Source organism: Streptomyces regalis (genome assembly GCF_001509475.1).
GTDB classification, from domain to species: Bacteria; Actinomycetota; Actinomycetes; order Streptomycetales; family Streptomycetaceae; genus Streptomyces; species Streptomyces regalis.
Genome location: NZ_LLZG01000387.1, coordinates 1 through 15,211, shown reverse-complemented (window position 1 = coordinate 15,211; position 15,211 = coordinate 1). Strand labels below are relative to the sequence as shown.

The window sequence follows — 15,211 nt, the reverse complement described above, 5'->3', positions numbered from 1 at the left end:
AACTGCTGTCCCCCTATCCGCGCGCCCGTCGCGCCAGCTCGTGCAGCACCTTTGAGGTGGGCACGGGCGCCTGGCGGACGCCGGTCAGTTCCTGCTTGAGGTAGGTGGTGTCCGAGGCGAACCCGGCGACCTCGCCCTGCGGCCGGAACCCGTGCCGGGACTCCAGCTTGCGCAACGTCGGTTCCGAGGAGAGGAGTTCGGCGACCGCCTTGCCGTTCTCGGTGAGCGGTACGACGGTGTGGTCGCTGTTGACCGTGGTGTCCGGGTAGAGCACGACCAGGTCGTCGGGCTTCTGCCCGTCCGCCAGCAGCGAGGCGACCTGCGACTCGTAGACCACGACGAGCGGATTGCCGGCACCGCTGACGAAGTCCCGGAAGGCGGCGTCGCTGCCGGCCTGCTGGGCGCCCTGCACGCTGACCAGCTTGTGCAGCAGCGGTGCGGTGCGGTCCACCTCGGCGTCGGTGGCGACGACCTTGCCGCCGTTCGCGACGTAGGAGGCGGCGGCGAGATAGAGCGCGCCGGAGTTGGAGGTCTCGGGGTCGGTGCTGGACAGGTAGAGCGTGCCCGTCAACTCCCCGTACTTCCCGGCCCCCTTGAGCTGCTGCCAGGTGCGGTCGGCGCGGGCGGCGTCCAGATAGGCGGCCATCTTCAGCGTGCCCCGGTGGGCCTCGTCCAGCGCGGCGAGCCTGTTCGCCGCGAGCACCTCGGCGGCGTTCTTGTGCGCCACGACGACGAGGGGCGAGTAGAAGGGGCGGGGGAGTGTCCCCGTCACCTTGTACTTCGCGGCGAGTTCGGCGGCCGGCGCCTGGCTCGAGGGCAGCGCGAGGTCGTACCCCTTGAGGTCCAGCCCCTCCATGGCCCACGACCCGGAGGTCTCGGCCTTCACGGTGTAGCCCTTGGCGGCGAGGGCCTTCACCACGTCGGGATCGGCGAAGAACTCCGCCTTCTCCGATCCGATCACTGCGCGCACGGTCTTCGTTGCCGTGCTCTTGTCCTCATTGCTGCGGCCCGCGACGACGGCGGCCACCACGCCACCGATCAGCAGAACCGCGAGGACGATCCCTGCGATACGTCTCACGCAGGGAAGAGTGCTCGCGGAATCCAACGTTCCCCGCCGAAAGGGATGAACGGGAGGTGTCGTACCGGTCCCGTTACAACACGGGGCGAGTGGAGCGCCCCGTCAGGGGCGCGGGGAACTGCGCGACAAGCCACAACGAACCGGCAGCCGCAAAACAACAAACTATGGCAACCCGGTCCGCGCGTCGCTGCGGGTGCACGCGGACCGGGGCCGTTCAGGGGAGGGTCAGCCGACGCCGGTAAGTTCCTGCGGCTCGGCCAGCGCAGCGGCATGTGCATCCATGCGCTCAGCGGCGAGAATCGCGGCAGAGGTATCCGCTCGCGACGCGGCAACGACCAGCGCCCGCCCCGCAAGGTCATGCGCCCGGCGGTGCAGCGCCGCAATCCCCGCCTCACCGCCGGAGGCACTCGTGCGGACCGGCGCCACCCCACCCCGCAACCGGCTGACCTGGGCGGCGAGCCGCTCGGCCGCCTCGTCCAGGTCGGCGGAGGGAGCAGCCGCGCGCAGTTCGTCCGTGACGGCGAGCAGCGCCGCGAGATGGCCCCCCAGCTGGATGTCCAGCTCCTCCTCGCGCGACCGATGCGGAAAATCGGAGGGCGTGCCGGCCATCGTGCTGTGGACCGACTTGGTGCGGATCGGTTCGTACATGGATGGCCTCCTGTGCTGTCAGGAAACCATCCTAGCTTAGATTCCGTCTAAAGTTGAGTGCACGCAAAAGATCTACGGCTGGCTGTATCCATCCAGGAACCGCCCGATCCGCCCGACCGCGTCCCGCAGATCCGTGACCGTCGGCAGGGTCACCACCCGGAAGTGATCCGACTCCGGCCAGTTGAAGCCGCTGCCCTGGACGACCATGATCTTCTCGCGCCGCAGCAGGTCCAGGACCATCTGCCGGTCGTCCTTGATCTTGAAGACCTTGGGGTCGAGGCGCGGGAAGAGATACAGCGCCCCCTTCGGCCGTACGCACGTCACGCCGGGGATCTGCGTCAGCAGCTCGTACGCGACATCCATCTGCTCCTTCAGCCGCCCCCCGGGCAGCACCAGGTCGTTGATGGTCTGCCGCCCGCTGAGCGCGGCCACGACGCCGTGCTGGCCGGGCATGTTCGCGCACAGCCGCATGTTCGCGAGGATGGTGAGGCCCTCGATGTAGGAGTCGGCGTGGGCGCGGGGGCCCGAGATCGACATCCAGCCCACCCGGTACCCGGCGACCCGGTAAGCCTTCGACATGCCGTTGAAGGTGAGGGTGAGCAGGTCGGGGGCGATGGCGGCGGTCGGGGTGTGCGTGGCGCCGTCGTAAAGGATCTTGTCGTAGATCTCGTCGGAGCAGACGAGGAGGTTGTGCCGCCGGGCGATGTCCGTCAGTCCCCGGATCATGGCCTCGTCGTACACGGCCCCCGTCGGGTTGTTGGGGTTGATGATGACGATGGCCTTGGTGCGGTCGGTGACCTTGCGCTCGATGTCGGCGAGGTCGGGCATCCAGTCGGACTGCTCGTCGCACCGGTAGTGGACGGCGGTGCCGCCGGACAGGGAGACCGCGGCGGTCCACAGCGGATAGTCGGGCGCCGGAACCAGCACCTCGTCCCCGTCGTCCAGCAGCCCCTGCATCGCCATGACGATCAGCTCGGAGGCGCCGTTGCCGATGAAGACGTGCTCGACGTCGGTCTCGATGCCGAGGGTCTGGTTGTGCATGACGACGGCCCGGCGTGCGGCCAGCAGGCCTTTCGCGTCGCCGTAGCCATGCGATGACGACACGTTGCGGAGGATGTCCTCCAGGATCTCGGGCGGACACTCGAAGCCGAACGCGGCCGGATTTCCGGTGTTCAGCTTGAGGATCCGATGCCCCGCCGACTCGAGCCGCATCGCCTCCTCGAGCACCGGGCCCCGGATCTCGTAACAGACGTTGGCGAGCTTGGTCGACTGGATCACCTGCATGTCAAGGAGCTTACGGCCCGGTAAAGCGGCGTGGGCCGTGTTTTCCGACACGTGAGACGCGGGGGTTTGGGCTGTTATCTCCGGTAGCTGTCCCACGGACCACTCCCGTCTCTACAATGCGCGGTCATGTCCAGGCCGCCGGAGCACGAAAACGGGATGTACGACGCCGATGCCGCGAACCACGCGACCGGCGGGTACGACGTCCCCGATGCGCACCCGAAGCCCGACGCGCCCCAGGCGCCGCCGAACGTGTACCACCCGCTGCCGGAGGGATCCCCCTCCTATGAGGAGTACGTCGACCCTGCGGCCGCGCACGGCTGGCAGAACGCGTACGACGAGACGGCGCAGCTCCCTGCGGTGGTCGACGCGGGCCATGGAGTGCCCGACGAGACGGCCCCCGCAAGGGCCGACGGCGCAGGCGCGGCCGAGGGCTACGACTACAGCTACAGCGGCCCTGACGACGACTACGGCTTCAGCGAGGAACGCGGCCGGCGGGTCGGCGGCACGGGCCGGGGCTCGCGGCGCAAGCCCACCGCCCCGCGTGCGCGTCGCGTGGTGATCGCGGCCGGCGCGGTGGGGGTGGTGTCGGCGGCGGCGCTGATAGCCGCCTTCTCCCTGTCCGGGTCCTCCTCGGGGGGCGGCACGCAGACCAAGGACGACCGGACAAGCCCGACGGCCCTGGACCCGGCGGCACCGACAGAGCTGCCCGGGGGCGCGTCCGCCGGTGCCCGCCCGTCCGACGGCACCGAGTCGTCGCGCAGCGCCTCCCCGAGTGCCTCCACGAGCCCGTCCGCTTCGGACGTCGCCGACTCCGACGACAAGAGCCCCTCACCCGACCCGACCACCACCAGCGCGGCCCCGCCCTCCTCCACACCCACCGCGACCACGAACGCGCCGGGCAACTCGGACGAGAAGCCCGGACAGGGGCAGGGGAGCACCAAGAAGCCGGGTTGAAGGCCGGAGGGGCGGACGTAGGGGTAGCCGCCGCGACCGGCAGTCGGCTGATCCGGCTCATTCGGCTCATGCGGCCGACCGGATGCCGCTCGCAGATGCCGCTCAGGGCAGAAAAATACGGGGTGCCAACGTGAGAAATATGCGGCAAGGAGGTCGTGCGCCCGAAGAAATCTCAGCGTGGCGTGACGCCTCCAGGGAACGAATGGCAGATTGATCACATCGAACCCAAGTCGCGAGGTGGCTCGGGAGACCCATCCAACGGCCAAGTTCTGTGCCGGGTCTGCAATAGGGACAAGTGGGACAGCTGAAGGGTGATTTCCTGTGAGTGGACCGGAGGGATCGGGCCTCAGCCCGGTTCAGCGAAGGATTCGCGATGATGTGGCGACCCAAGGGTGGAGCTGGATCTGGGTCTTCGATCCTGACGGGTCATCTCCTCCCTTTGCGTACACCATCGGCTTCGGTCCCAGCTTCGGTCACCCCGAAGTGGTCGTGGCGGGCCTTCCGGAGGAGACTTCCGAAGGTGTTCTGAGCTCTGCGCAAGCCATGCTTGCCGAGGGACACACCTACGGGGAAGGCGACGTTTCGGGCGACATCCTTGAAGGATTCTCCGTGCGGTTCCGGGGGGTCTCACGCGATCTGGTGAACGCAAATCTTGTGCAGGCGGAGGCCTTCTACGGAGATCGAGCCTTCGCAGTGCTCCAGTTGCTGTGGCCCGATCGGGACGGAGACTATCCATGTGAGGAAAGCGCACCTGGCTGGCTGAACGATCGACAAGCCCTGACGCCGTAGTCACCGACGGTAGTTTTCCTGCCGGCCCCGGAGGCCTTGTGCCCCTGGGGCCGGTTTTTCTTTCTCTTAGGGTTTCAGGTTCCGCTATGCCTCTGCGCGTGGCTCGGCGGGGTCGGCCGGCCATGAGCGCCCGGTCGGTGAGGGGGCCGCTGCCGGGGAAGCGGCTGGTGCGGGTGACCATCAGTGCGGTGGTTGACGCGGGTCATGGAGCGCCCGACGAGACGGCCTCCGGAAGGGCCGACGGCGCGGCCGATGGCTACGACTACAGCTACAGCCCGGACGATGACTACGGCTTCGGCGAGGGACGCGGTTGGCGGGGCGGCGGCGCGGGCCGGGGCTCGCGGCGCAAGCCCACCGCGTGGCGTTCGCGTCGCGTGGTGATGGCGGCCGGCGCGGTGGGGGTGGTGTCGGCGGCGCTGATAGTCGGCTTCTCCCTGTCCGGGTCCTCCTCGGGGGGCGGCGCGCAGATCAAGGACGACCGGACGAGCCCGACGGCTGTGGACCCGGCGGCACTGACGGATCCGCCCGGGGGCGCGTCCGCCGGTGCCGGTCCGTCCGAGACACCGAGTCGTCGCGCAGTGCCGCCCCGAGCGCCTCCACGAGCCCGTCCGCGTCGGATGACGCCGATTCCGAGGACAAGACCAAGACCCCCTCCACGCCCACCACGACCGCGCCGGGCAGCGCGAACGATAAGCCCGGACAGGGCCATGGCAGCACCAAGAAGCCGGGTTGAAGACCGGGCGGGTGGGGATAGCGCACAGGGCATCTGTTACGAGTTCTTTGCTGATCAACGTCGAGGATCCAGCCTGGCCGCTCCTCCTTGAGGAGCTGTCCGGCACCGACGTACCAGTTGAGGTGCTGCCCGGCGGTGCCGAGATGGGCCGCGCCTGTCTGTTGCAACTCCAGGTCGCCGCCCGATCATATTTGGGCGGCATCGCACTGAATTGCGGAGGTCTGCTCGTGGACGGCGGATGGCTCCGGATCTTCGGAAGCCCGAGTGCCTCCTGTTACGAGGAGTTGCCCAGCCTGGCCGAGATCAACGCGATGCCCTCGGCGTTCGATCCCGGATGGCAGCCTGGTGCAGGTCTTGTGGTTGCGCACGATGTGTTGGGCGGGGTCTTCGCCCTCAATGGGAGCAACCCCCGTGCGGCCGGTCGGCCCGGCGCACACGAACGCGGACGGCACTACCGTGTCGACCCCGCACATCAACGAGGCCGACGGCAGCGCCAGGCCGCTGGACGACTGGGAGAAGCCGAATGGTTGCCCCTGACGGGAGAGATCCCGGGACGAACGCGCTCGCCGGGCTCGTGCGGTGGTACCGGTCGCAGTGCGACGGGGACTGGGAGCACGAGTACGGGGTGCGGCTCGCCAGCCTGGACAACCCCGGTTGGCACATCGAAGTGGACCTTCTGGAGACCGACGCGGAAGGTCGCCTGATGCCCAAGCGGCGTACGGACGACGGGCAGGGGAAGTGGCTCGTCGCCTGGTCGGACGGTGAGATGTTCCGGGCCTCGTGCGACCCCGGGTCGCTTCCGGAGATGCTGGGGTTGTTCCAGGAGTTCGTGTTTCACGAAGCAAGAGGGAGCGGCTCCCGGGGAGCAGCGGGCGCGGTGTGTTGAGGACGCCGCGCCCGTTCCCGTTTCCCTAGCGGAGCCTCAGAGCTGATATCAGGGCGGCGAGTTGGCGTGGGCCGGTGGTGAGGATGTTTTCCGGTTCGTCGCTTTCGCGGAGGAGGACCGTTCCGGTGGGGGTGGTGGCGACGTAGACGCAGGCGGAGGCCTCCTGGCTGTACGTGGACTTCAGCCAGTGCAGTTCGGGCATGGGAGGGCTCCTCAGAGGTCGTGGGTGAGCTGGGTGATGAAGTCGCGGGACTTGGCCGGGGGGAGCGCGGCGTGCTGCATGCGGTCCAGGACCAGGCGGTAACGCTCCAACTGCGCCGGTGATTCGATCAGTTCGGCGCCGTGGTCCGTGTCGAGCTGGACGGTGTCGAGCTGGTGGACCGGGCCGTGGAAGTAGTCGATACCCTGGCCCGAGGTGTGGAAGGGGCCGTTGTCGAAGGGGATGACGGCGACGGTGACGTGATCCAGCTCGCTCGTTTCGCCGATGTGGCGGAGCTGGGCGAGGACGGTGGCCCGGTCGCCGAAGCGCATGCGGAGGGCGGCCTCATGGATGATCGCCGTGTATGGCGGGGGCTGCTCGCGGTGCAGGACTTCCTGGCGCTTGATGCGGTGTGAGACGCGGTGCTCGATCTCGTGGGCCTTCAGCGGCGGCACCGCTTGGCTGAACAGCGCCCGGGCGTGATCGATGGTCTGCAGCAGGCCGGGGATGTTGATGATGTGCGCCACGCGTAGTTCCGTGGCGTGGTGCTCAACCTCCGTGAGGTCGAGCATTCGGGGCGAGAGAATGTCGCGGTACTCCTCCCACCAGCCGCGCCGGCGCTCGCCCGTCATCGCCGCGAGGGCGTCGATCAGTGGCTCGTCGGTGCAGTCGTAGTGGCGGGTGATGGCGCGTACGCGATCAGCGCTCACGCCGTAGCGCCCGGCCTCGATGTTGCTCACGCGTGACTGCGTGGCGCCGATGAGTACGGCGGCCTGCGTGGCGGACAGGTCCGCGCGCTCGCGCAGCCTGCGCAACTCGACGCCGAGGCGGCGGCGCCGGGCGGTGGGGAGGGGGTGTGGCTGCGGCATTGGATGCGTTTCCCGTTCGTACGTATGGCGCGTGGGTCACCCACACGAAGGTATTGGGACTACATTCCCTGACATTCATGGAATGTAGTCCATGGAGCGCTCTACGGTGAGACCCGAACCGCTCAACTGGCCCCGCCTGCAAGCCGGAAGTGCACCGCGCGCTGCGTCTCGCGCCATACGTGCGGCACTGCCACCGCCCGGTGGCGCCGTCGAGCGAACCAAGTTCCCCCACTGCAGGAGGCGTTCATGGTCACCGTATCCCCGTCGTTGCCGTCGGAGTGTGAAACGGAACCGACTTGGGCGTACGCCCTCCAGCTACCCCACGATCCCCGGGCCGCCCGCATCGCCCGCGTCACACTCCGGGCCGTCCTCGCCGGGCACGGTATGCGTCAACTGATCGACACAGCCGAGCTGTTGGCCTCGGAGCTCGTCACCAACGCCTATCGCCATTCCACCGGCCCGGCCGCCTTCCGCCTGCGTGGCCTCCCCGGCGGTGGGCTGCGGGTTAGCGTCTGGGACGCCAACCCGCATATCCCGCCCCCGTTCGACAAGGGCCCGGGGTCCGTACGCCCTGTGTCGCTCGAGGCCGACGGCGGACGTGGGCTCTTTCTCGTATGCCATTACGCGGACGCCTGGGGCGGTTATCCGCTCGGGGACGATCTCCTTGGGCGGGGAGGGAAGCTGCTGTGGTGTGAGCTGGGGGCCTCCGCGGCCGATCATGCGAGGGCTGCCGCGTGATCGAGCGTCTCGCACCTGTTTCCCCGCGATCGCGGCATACTGCTGTCGTGGCCGAGCGCTCTCAGCATGCGCACCGAAGCAGTCGGACTCCCTCCGGCTGGGGGTACGGCGCCGACCGCCTGCCCGCCTCCCTCGACGAACTGAAGGGGCCGGACAGCGGGCGCGTCGAGCTGCCACTGCATCTGGCGTGGTCGGGGCTGCGCGTTTTCGACATCGGTGATGTGAAGCTCCTGCTCGGGCTGTACCGCATCGTCCTCAACAACGGCTCGCGAGACGATTTCGTGCACTACCTCAACGCCGGCCTTCTCGTCCGTCACTGGCCCATCCTGCGCAAGATGCTCGGACGCGGAGTGCGCAGCACGTGGGAGGAATCCTTCCCCGAGCTCCTGCGCCCCGTCGCCGGATGAAACTGCCCGATTTGCATCGCCGTCTGCTGGCGGACGCTCTGCGCGCGGGGGATGATTACGAGCTTGCCCTGGCCGGTGGGTACGCCGTTCAGGCGCACGGTCTCGTCGGTCGCCCGAGCCAGGACCTGGACTTCGCCACCCGGCATCCCGCCTCGATGACGGATATCGTCCGTCGGCTCGCGGACGGCCTGCGGAGCAGGGCTGGGTGGTCTCCGTGGTCGTTGTCAGGCCGCTGAAGGTGCGGCTGCTGGTCGCGGATCCGGGTGTGAGGGAGGCCGATGGGGGTGCGCGATGCCTGGGGGAAGCCGTGTCCGGATCCCGTCACTTTGCCACCGTGTGACGCTGAGCCCGGGATCCCGGCTTCTTTCGTTTCTTTCGATTTCGTGGGACCATGAGGTGTCGAAGGAGGCTCATGATGCGCGGCACGACCGAGGACACGACACTGCTGCCTGAGCATCGCGCGGAGATCGCCGAGCTCAGGGCATTTCTCGATCGGGCCCCCGAGGCGCCGGACCGGGCTGTCCTGCAGGGGCCGGACGGCGCGATCAAGACGCTCCCGCCTGAGGTCTACGAGGCCCTGTTGGCGGTGGTGCGTGCTCTGTCGGAGGGCAAGGCTGTGACGGTTGCTCCCATGCACACCACGCTCACCACGCAGGAGGCGGCGGAGGTCCTGGGTATAAGCCGCCCCACGTTCGTGAAGTTGCTGGACGAGGGCGAGATCCCCTACACCCGGCCCGGCCGCCACCGCCGCGTGCTGCTCACCGATGTCCTGGAGTACCGCGAGCGGCGGCGTCCGACGGCGGCAGGGTCTGGACGAGATGGTGCGCCTCGGTGAAGACCTGGGCCTTTACGGCGACTGAAGGAGCCCTTCGCGTAGGGCGGAGGGATGGAGGGGGAGGGTGTTGATCAGGGCCGTCCTGGATGCGTGCGTGCTGTATCCGAACTGTCTGCGGGACACGCTCCTGCGTCTGGCGGAGGCGGAACTCTAGGAGCCCTTGTGGTCGGCGGACATTCTGCAAGAGCTCGCAAGAAACCTGACGGAACGGGTACAGCCCGACGCTGTGAAGCGCCTGATCGTGCTGATGGAGTCCGCCTTCCCGGAGAGTTCGGTCGTCGGATACGGCGGCTTGGTCCCCGCCATGGGCAACGATCCCAAGGACCGGCATGTGCTGGCTGCCGCGATCAAGGGGGAGGCCGACGTGGTGGTGACCCGCAACCTCCGGGACTTTCCTCAGGACACGGTCCGGCCGTACGGCATCGAAGTGCTTCACCCCGACGAGTTCCTACTGGACCAGCTGGACCTCGCTCCGGCCGAAGTGTTGGCAGTTCTTCACGCCCAGGCAAGGGGATATCGCCGTGCGCCGCGTGATGTGCATGGATTGCTGGACCGCCTTGACGCTGGTGGGGTACCGCAGTTCGCGGCCGAAGTGAGGCGGCGTCTGTAGGCATCGCGGGTGGCGAGTCGTCCGGTGCCGGCCGTATGCGGGCGCGATGCGGGCGAGGAGGGGGTTGGCGCCCAGGTCGCGTGAGCCCCGGGTGTGCCGACTGTGGTGATCTCATCCCCTCCCGTGAACGTCCTGCGCCGCTCACCCAACACCCCCATCCCTCCGTGATAGGGAAACCCCTACGGCCTGAACTCGCCAGTATGCAAGTCCTTGTCCGCACCCCCCTCGTGCGTGAGAATGTGCATGACAAAAACGCAGGTGACCGGAGATTCTTCGGTCACCTTCTCCGTATGAGGGGACCCCCACATGAGAAAACCTCTCGGCGCCGCCCTCCTCGCCCTGGCGATAGCCGGGGCCGGCGCCGTACCCGCGGTCGCGGCTCCCGTGGAGTCGGCCGGGTCGTTCGGCAAGAGCGTGGACACGGCCGGCGTCACGTCGGTGGTCAATGACACCGTCGCCTCCACCGCGGACACCCTTGACCAGGTCCTGAACGGCCCCAAGGTTCAGGCCGTCAACTTCGCGGGCACCGTGGCGCTCAGCAACTGTTCCGGCTCCGTCGTCCGCTTCCCGGACTCGGAGGACAACGACCCGGCGCTGGTGATGACCAACGGCCACTGTCTGGAGACCGGCATGCCCGGCCCCGGCGAGGCCGTCGTGGACCGGGCCTCCAGCCGTACCTTCAGCCTGCTCAACTCCTCGGGCAACCGGGTCGGCACCCTGCGTGCCAGCAAGATCGCCTACGGGACGATGACCGACACGGACGTCGCCTTCTACCAACTCACCACCACGTACGCGCAGATCAAGAGCTCGTACAGCATCAACGCGCTCACCGTGGCCGACACCCACCCGGTCGCCGGCACCGCCATCACCGTCGCCTCCGGCTACTGGAAGCGCCTGTACAACTGCAACATCGACGGGTTCGCATACCGCCTCAAGGAAGGCGACTGGACCTTCAAGGACTCGGTCCGCTACACCTCCGCCTGCAACACCATCGGCGGCACCTCCGGCTCCCCCGTCATCGACCAGGCCACCAACCAGGTCGTCGCCGTCAACAACACCGGCAACGAGGACGGCCAGCGCTGCACGGTCAACAACCCGTGCGAGGTCGACGAGAGCGGCAACGTCACCGTCCACCAGGGCATCAACTACGCCCAGGAGATCTACCAGATCCCCGCCTGCTTCGGCGTCGACAACAAGCTCGACCTGAGCGCGAGCGGCTGCGTGCTGCCCAAGCCGTAACCGGCTAGGTGGTTCTAGGCGGTTCTACGGATCGCCCGTCCCGCCAGTACGTCCGTCCGGCGGCCGTCCTCGATCACGAAACGGCCGTCGATCAGGACATGCGGGATGCCCGTCGGTAGCGTGCGCGGCTCCTCGAACGTGGAGCCCGCCGCTACCGTCCCCGGGTCGAACAGCACCAGGTCCGCCCGATGGCCCTCGCGGACCAGCCCCCGGTCCGGCAGCCGCAGCCGCGCCGCCGGGCGCGAGGTCAGATGGGCCACGCACTCCTCCAGGGACAGCACGCCCAACTCCCGTACGTACCGGCCGAGGTAGTGCGGGAATGTGCCGTACGCCCTCGGGTGCGGCTTCGTGCCCTGCAGGATGCCGTCCGAACCGCCCGTGTGGACGCGGTGCCGCATGATCGTCTGCACGTTCTCCTCGTGGCCGACGTGCTGGAGGATCGTCGAGCCCAGCCGGTCCGCCAGGAGCAGGCGCCGCGCGGTCGCCCAGGGGGCCTCGCCCCGTACGTCTGCCGACTGCTGGATCGTGCGGCCCACAAAATCCGCCAGAGAAGCGTCGCTCACGCCCGAGATCTCGATCGTGTCCCACTCGATCGGCACGCCGTGGCAGCCGTCCGCGCCGATGACCTCCATGTGGTGGCGGATGCGCTCGGCCGTCCCGTCGTCCGACAGGCGGGCCAGGATCGCCTCGGGGCCGCCCTCGCTCGCCCAGCTCGGCAGCATGGCGACGAGGGTGGTGCAGCCGGGGGTGTAGGGGTAGGTGTCGAGGGTGATGTCGGCCCCGGCGGCCAGCGCCTTGTCCAGGAGTGACAGCAGCTCCGGCGCCCGGCCCTTGTTCACGCCGAAGTTCATCGTGGCGTGAGCCAGGTGCAGGGAGCAGTCCGCCTCCCTCGTCAGGGCCACCATCTCCTCGTACGCCTCCAGGGCCCCGGCCCCGTAGGAGCGGTGGTGCGGGCAGTAGTAGCCGCCGTACGACGCCACCACCCGGCACAGCTCCGTCAGCTCGGCGTCCTTGGCGTACATGCCGGGCGTGTACGTCAGCCCGGACGACATGCCGACCGCGCCCTGCTCCATGCCCTCCGCGACCAACTGCCGCATCCGGTCGAGCTCGTCCGGCGTCGCCTCCCGGTCCTCCCAGCCGACGGCGAGCGCGCGGACCGTCCCCTGGGGGATGAGGTACGCCGCGTTCACGGCGATGCCCCGGCCTTCGAAACCGGCGTCGAGGCGGTCCAGGTACTCGCCCACCGTCCGCCAGTCGAAGTCGATGTCGTCGCCCGAGCCGTTCCAGCCGGTGATCGCGCGGCGCACCTCGGCGAGGGTGCGGTCGTCGACCGGGGCGTACGACAGGCCGTCCTGGCCGATGACTTCGAGGGTGACCCCCTGCGCGGCCTTCGCGCTGTGGTCGGGGTCCCGCAGCAGCGCCAGGTCGCTGTGGGCGTGCATGTCGATGAAGCCGGGGGAGAGGACGAGGCCCTCCGCGTCCAGTTCCCTTTGCGCCGTGGGGCGTTGACAGCCCGCCGCGGCGGCCTCCCGGACGATCGACACGATCCTGCCGTCGTCCACGACCACATCGGCGCGGTACGACGGCGCACCGCTGCCGTCCACGACCTCCGCGTCCCGAATGACCAGGTCCTCCACGGCCGTACCTCCTAGAAGAACGTGCGGATGTAGTCGACGACGGTCCCGTCCGCCTCGGCCACCGGAATCAGCTGCCACTTGTCGAACGACGTGCACGGGTGGGACAGCCCCATGCCGAGCCAGTCCCCGACCTCCAGGTCCGCCTCCTCGGTCGTCCGCAGCCACGCGTGCTGGTCGGACAGGGCGGTGACCGAGATGCCGGTGGCCGCGCGCTCTGCGCCGTCCCGGCGGACCACCTGGGCGAAGGGCAGATCGAGGTCGTAGGCCGCGTCCCGCTTGCCCGCGTTGACGAAGGCCTGGTCGGGGGAGGGGCGGGAGACCACCTGCGCCCAGAGGCGGAAGGCGGGTTCGAGGGCGCCCTCGACCGGGACCCGGTTGAACGGGGTCAGCTTGCGGTAGTGGCCGTCGTCGTGCGAGACGTACGCGCCGGAGCGCAGCAACTTCAGCACAGGGAGGGAGAGTTCGGGGATCTCGGCGAACACGTCCGCCACCGCGTCGAACCACGCGCTGCCGCCCGCGCTGACGACGATCTCCTCCAGCCCCGCGAAGCGGCCCGCCTTGTCGAACTCGACGGCGAGCGCGACCAGCCGCCGCAGCCACGCGTGCACCCGCTCGGGATCGGCCTGCGGGACCTCGCCCTCGTACCCGGCGACCCCGGCCAGCCGCAGCGTCGGTACGGCCGCCACCGCGTCCGCGACCGCCGCGCACTCTGCCTCCGTACGGACGCCGGTACGGGCCCCGTCACCGGCCGCCAGTTCGACGACGACGTCCACCGGACGGTCGGCCCCGGCGTCCCGCAGGGCCGCGTCCATCAGCTCGACGCCGCGCACGGAGTCGACGTAACAGATGAGGCGGAAGGCGGGGTCGGCCGTCAGCTCGCCGGCGATCCAGCGCAGGGCCGACGGGTCTACGAGCTCATTCGCGAGGAAGATCCGCTGGACGCCGTACGCCCGCGCCACGCGCACCTGATGGGGCACCGCGAGCGTGATGCCCCACGCCCCGTGCTCGATCTGCCGCTGGAACAGCTGGGGGGCCATGGAGGTCTTGCCGTGCGGGGCGAAGGCGAGGCCGTGGCGGGCCGCGTACGTCTCCATCAGGTCGAGGTTGTGCTCCAGGCGCTCGGCGGAGAGCGCGAGGACGGGGGTGGCGAAGCCGCCGGTGAAGAGGTTGCGGCGCTGGGCGGCCAGCTCGGCGACGGTCAGGCCGTCGGCGTCCGGGGGGAGGCCCTTGAAGCGGTGATCGACGTGTTCCTCGGCCAGTCGGGCGAGCGCCTCGTTGCTCATGGAACCTCCCTGATCTGGGGAGTTGCATTCTCTGCAACATCCATTGCGTATATCGCTTATCGCTGTCTAACATCTCGGCCAACGCGGGGTCAACGACAGCCGCGTCCCGCGCAACCGCCGAGGAGCTACGACGATCGTGACTGCCACCGGACCCTGCAATGCCCTCGACGTCGTGGACGTTGTCGCGCTCGGCGAGTCCATGGTCACGTTCCTGCCGTCGCGGCCGGGGCGCCTCGCCGATGTGCCGTCGTTCGAGCGGGGGATCGGGGGCGCGGAGTCGAACGTGGCCTGTGTGCTCGCCGCCGCCGGGCATGCGGTGCGGTGGGTCGGCCGAGTCGGCGCCGACGGGTTCGGTGACCATCTGGTGGAGGCGATCGGCGGACATGGCGTCGACGTCTCGGCCGTACGACGGGATCCGGTGCGTCCGACGGGGGTGTACTTCCGCACGGCGGGGGACCGGGGGACCGATGCGCATGAGGTGGCGTACTACCGGGCGGGTTCGGCGGCGTCGGCGATGTCCGTCGCGAACATGGACCTGGAGGCGGTGCGGGCCGGGCGGGTGCTGCATCTGTCGGGGATCACGGCGGCGCTGTCGGGTGACTGCCTGGCGCTGCTGCGGGAGCTCGTCGTACGGCGGCCGGGTGGCCCTCTCCTCTCCTTCGACGTCAACTACCGCCCGGGCCTGTGGCGCGACGCCGACGGTCCGGCGGTGCTGCTTGAACTGGCGCGCGCCTGCGACCTGGTGTTCGTCGGGGCTGACGAGGCGGAGGCGGCTTGGGGGGTTGCCGGGGGGCCGGAGGCGATCCGTGCGTTGTTGCCGGAGCCGAGGGTGCTGGTGGTGAAGGAGGGGGCGAGGGGGGCAACACTCTTCGAGCACACAACCGAGGGAACGCAGCCCGCACCGAGCCCGCGAGCAGCCGACGGGCTGGATCTGTCCGTCAGCTCGGGAGTAGCCGACGGGTCGCACTCGTCCGTCGAGCCGCAAGCAGCCGACGGACCGTACCCGTCCGCCCAGCCGCAGG

Annotated in this window: 19 protein-coding genes and 1 pseudogene; 13 read left to right on the top strand and 7 right to left on the bottom strand. The window is 69.1% G+C overall.

Annotated features, from left to right (window positions below; genetic code table 11):
* Window positions 1-13: 13 nt before the first annotated feature.
* The 3 genes from ADL12_RS39350 to ADL12_RS39340 all read right to left on the bottom strand — a co-directional run bounded on the left by ADL12_RS39350 (window position 14) and on the right by ADL12_RS39340 (window position 3,010).
* Window positions 14-1,078, bottom strand: coding sequence for a hypothetical protein (locus ADL12_RS39350; protein ID WP_062712240.1), 1,065 nt, complete (start codon window positions 1,076-1,078; stop codon window positions 14-16).
* Between the two features lie 225 nt (window positions 1,079-1,303).
* Window positions 1,304-1,726 carry an SCO4983 family protein gene (locus ADL12_RS39345; RefSeq protein WP_062712237.1) on the bottom strand — a complete coding sequence of 141 codons (423 nt, stop codon included), beginning with the start codon at window positions 1,724-1,726 and terminating at the stop codon, window positions 1,304-1,306.
* Between the two features lie 72 nt (window positions 1,727-1,798).
* Window positions 1,799-3,010 (bottom strand): pyridoxal phosphate-dependent aminotransferase, encoded by a 1,212-nt coding sequence (locus tag ADL12_RS39340; RefSeq protein WP_062712234.1) that lies wholly within the window; start codon window positions 3,008-3,010, stop codon window positions 1,799-1,801.
* A gap of 126 nt (window positions 3,011-3,136) precedes the next feature.
* On the opposite strand from ADL12_RS39340, the gene ADL12_RS39335 reads away from it, so the two are divergent.
* From ADL12_RS39335 to ADL12_RS39330, 6 genes and pseudogenes are all read left to right on the top strand, one after another.
* Complete coding sequence (locus tag ADL12_RS39335; RefSeq protein ID WP_159053426.1) at window positions 3,137-3,964, top strand: hypothetical protein; 828 nt, start codon at window positions 3,137-3,139, stop codon at window positions 3,962-3,964.
* 137 nt (window positions 3,965-4,101) lie between these two features.
* Complete coding sequence (locus ADL12_RS58710) at window positions 4,102-4,272, top strand: HNH endonuclease (RefSeq protein WP_079052516.1); 171 nt, start codon at window positions 4,102-4,104, stop codon at window positions 4,270-4,272.
* A gap of 70 nt (window positions 4,273-4,342) precedes the next feature.
* Complete coding sequence (locus tag ADL12_RS51700; protein ID WP_159053425.1) at window positions 4,343-4,753, top strand: DUF4262 domain-containing protein; 411 nt, start codon at window positions 4,343-4,345, stop codon at window positions 4,751-4,753.
* A 744-nt stretch (window positions 4,754-5,497) separates the two neighbouring features.
* Window positions 5,498-5,839 (top strand): annotated as a pseudogene (locus ADL12_RS51695) (DUF2625 family protein); the annotation flags it as partial.
* Window positions 5,840-5,882: 43 nt separating this feature from the next.
* On the top strand, window positions 5,883-6,023 hold the full coding sequence (locus tag ADL12_RS55225) for a hypothetical protein (RefSeq protein ID WP_167364461.1): 141 nt from the start codon (window positions 5,883-5,885) through the stop codon (window positions 6,021-6,023).
* Window positions 6,010-6,372, top strand: coding sequence for an Imm53 family immunity protein (locus ADL12_RS39330; protein WP_062712228.1), 363 nt, complete (start codon window positions 6,010-6,012; stop codon window positions 6,370-6,372). Before ADL12_RS55225 ends, ADL12_RS39330 begins: the two co-directional genes overlap by 14 nt.
* A 25-nt stretch (window positions 6,373-6,397) precedes the next feature.
* On the opposite strand, the gene ADL12_RS39325 is transcribed toward ADL12_RS39330, so the two are convergent.
* Entirely contained in the window at window positions 6,398-6,574 is a 177-nt protein-coding gene (locus ADL12_RS39325; RefSeq protein WP_062712226.1) for a DUF397 domain-containing protein, read from the bottom strand.
* Between the two features lie 11 nt (window positions 6,575-6,585).
* Window positions 6,586-7,440 (bottom strand): helix-turn-helix domain-containing protein, encoded by an 855-nt coding sequence (locus tag ADL12_RS39320; protein ID WP_062712224.1) that lies wholly within the window; start codon window positions 7,438-7,440, stop codon window positions 6,586-6,588.
* 246 nt (window positions 7,441-7,686) lie between these two features.
* On the opposite strand from ADL12_RS39320, the gene ADL12_RS39315 reads away from it, so the two are divergent.
* The 6 genes from ADL12_RS39315 (at window position 7,687) to ADL12_RS39290 (ending at window position 11,269) form a co-directional block, all read left to right on the top strand.
* Window positions 7,687-8,178: an ATP-binding protein gene (locus tag ADL12_RS39315; protein ID WP_062712221.1), complete on the top strand. Its 492-nt coding sequence runs from the start codon at window positions 7,687-7,689 to the stop codon at window positions 8,176-8,178.
* 47 nt (window positions 8,179-8,225) lie between these two features.
* Window positions 8,226-8,585 carry a hypothetical protein gene (locus tag ADL12_RS39310; RefSeq protein ID WP_244188218.1) on the top strand — a complete coding sequence of 120 codons (360 nt, stop codon included), beginning with the start codon at window positions 8,226-8,228 and terminating at the stop codon, window positions 8,583-8,585.
* Entirely contained in the window at window positions 8,582-8,821 is a 240-nt protein-coding gene (locus tag ADL12_RS58200) for a nucleotidyl transferase AbiEii/AbiGii toxin family protein (protein WP_062712218.1), read from the top strand. The genes ADL12_RS39310 and ADL12_RS58200 overlap by 4 nt, the downstream gene beginning before the upstream one ends.
* Window positions 8,822-9,000: 179 nt before the next feature.
* A complete protein-coding gene (locus tag ADL12_RS39300; protein ID WP_244188217.1) occupies window positions 9,001-9,420 on the top strand; it encodes a helix-turn-helix domain-containing protein in 420 nt (139 codons plus the stop codon).
* Window positions 9,421-9,580: 160 nt separating this feature from the next.
* Window positions 9,581-10,030 (top strand): PIN domain-containing protein, encoded by a 450-nt coding sequence (locus ADL12_RS39295; RefSeq protein ID WP_244188216.1) that lies wholly within the window; start codon window positions 9,581-9,583, stop codon window positions 10,028-10,030.
* A gap of 306 nt (window positions 10,031-10,336) precedes the next feature.
* Window positions 10,337-11,269, top strand: a complete 933-nt coding sequence (locus tag ADL12_RS39290; RefSeq protein ID WP_062712213.1) for a trypsin-like serine peptidase — start codon at window positions 10,337-10,339, stop codon at window positions 11,267-11,269.
* 14 nt (window positions 11,270-11,283) lie between these two features.
* Here ADL12_RS39290 and ADL12_RS39285 read toward each other — a convergent pair whose 3' ends face one another.
* The gene (locus ADL12_RS39285) at window positions 11,284-12,906 is read right to left on the bottom strand and encodes an N-acyl-D-amino-acid deacylase family protein (RefSeq protein ID WP_062712211.1); all 1,623 of its coding nucleotides are present in this window, start codon (window positions 12,904-12,906) and stop codon (window positions 11,284-11,286) included.
* An 11-nt stretch (window positions 12,907-12,917) separates the two neighbouring features.
* Window positions 12,918-14,189 (bottom strand): amino acid deaminase, encoded by a 1,272-nt coding sequence (locus ADL12_RS39280; RefSeq protein WP_062712207.1) that lies wholly within the window; start codon window positions 14,187-14,189, stop codon window positions 12,918-12,920.
* A gap of 136 nt (window positions 14,190-14,325) precedes the next feature.
* Here ADL12_RS39280 and ADL12_RS39275 point away from each other — a divergent pair.
* A partial coding sequence (locus ADL12_RS39275; RefSeq protein WP_425265198.1) for a sugar kinase occupies window positions 14,326-15,211 on the top strand: 886 nt, incomplete at its 3' end.

Bases quoted from the DNA above. Each gene is read 5' to 3' on its own strand.
- ADL12_RS39325 (WP_062712226.1), bottom strand. From the start codon at position 6,574: ATGCCCGAACTGCACTGGCTGAAGTCCACGTACAGCCAGGAGGCCTCC.
- ADL12_RS39315 (WP_062712221.1), top strand. From the start codon at position 7,687: ATGGTCACCGTATCCCCGTCGTTGCCGTCGGAGTGTGAAACGGAACCG.
- ADL12_RS39320 (WP_062712224.1), bottom strand. From the start codon at position 7,440: ATGCCGCAGCCACACCCCCTCCCCACCGCCCGGCGCCGCCGCCTCGGC.
- ADL12_RS39280 (WP_062712207.1), bottom strand. From the start codon at position 14,189: ATGAGCAACGAGGCGCTCGCCCGACTGGCCGAGGAACACGTCGATCAC.
- ADL12_RS39330 (WP_062712228.1), top strand. From the start codon at position 6,010: ATGGTTGCCCCTGACGGGAGAGATCCCGGGACGAACGCGCTCGCCGGG.
- ADL12_RS55225 (WP_167364461.1), top strand. From the start codon at position 5,883: ATGGGAGCAACCCCCGTGCGGCCGGTCGGCCCGGCGCACACGAACGCG.
- ADL12_RS58200 (WP_062712218.1), top strand. From the start codon at position 8,582: ATGAAACTGCCCGATTTGCATCGCCGTCTGCTGGCGGACGCTCTGCGC.
- ADL12_RS39340 (WP_062712234.1), bottom strand. From the start codon at position 3,010: ATGCAGGTGATCCAGTCGACCAAGCTCGCCAACGTCTGTTACGAGATC.
- ADL12_RS39345 (WP_062712237.1), bottom strand. From the start codon at position 1,726: ATGTACGAACCGATCCGCACCAAGTCGGTCCACAGCACGATGGCCGGC.
- ADL12_RS39290 (WP_062712213.1), top strand. From the start codon at position 10,337: ATGAGAAAACCTCTCGGCGCCGCCCTCCTCGCCCTGGCGATAGCCGGG.
- ADL12_RS39335 (WP_159053426.1), top strand. From the start codon at position 3,137: ATGTCCAGGCCGCCGGAGCACGAAAACGGGATGTACGACGCCGATGCC.
- ADL12_RS39300 (WP_244188217.1), top strand. From the start codon at position 9,001: ATGCGCGGCACGACCGAGGACACGACACTGCTGCCTGAGCATCGCGCG.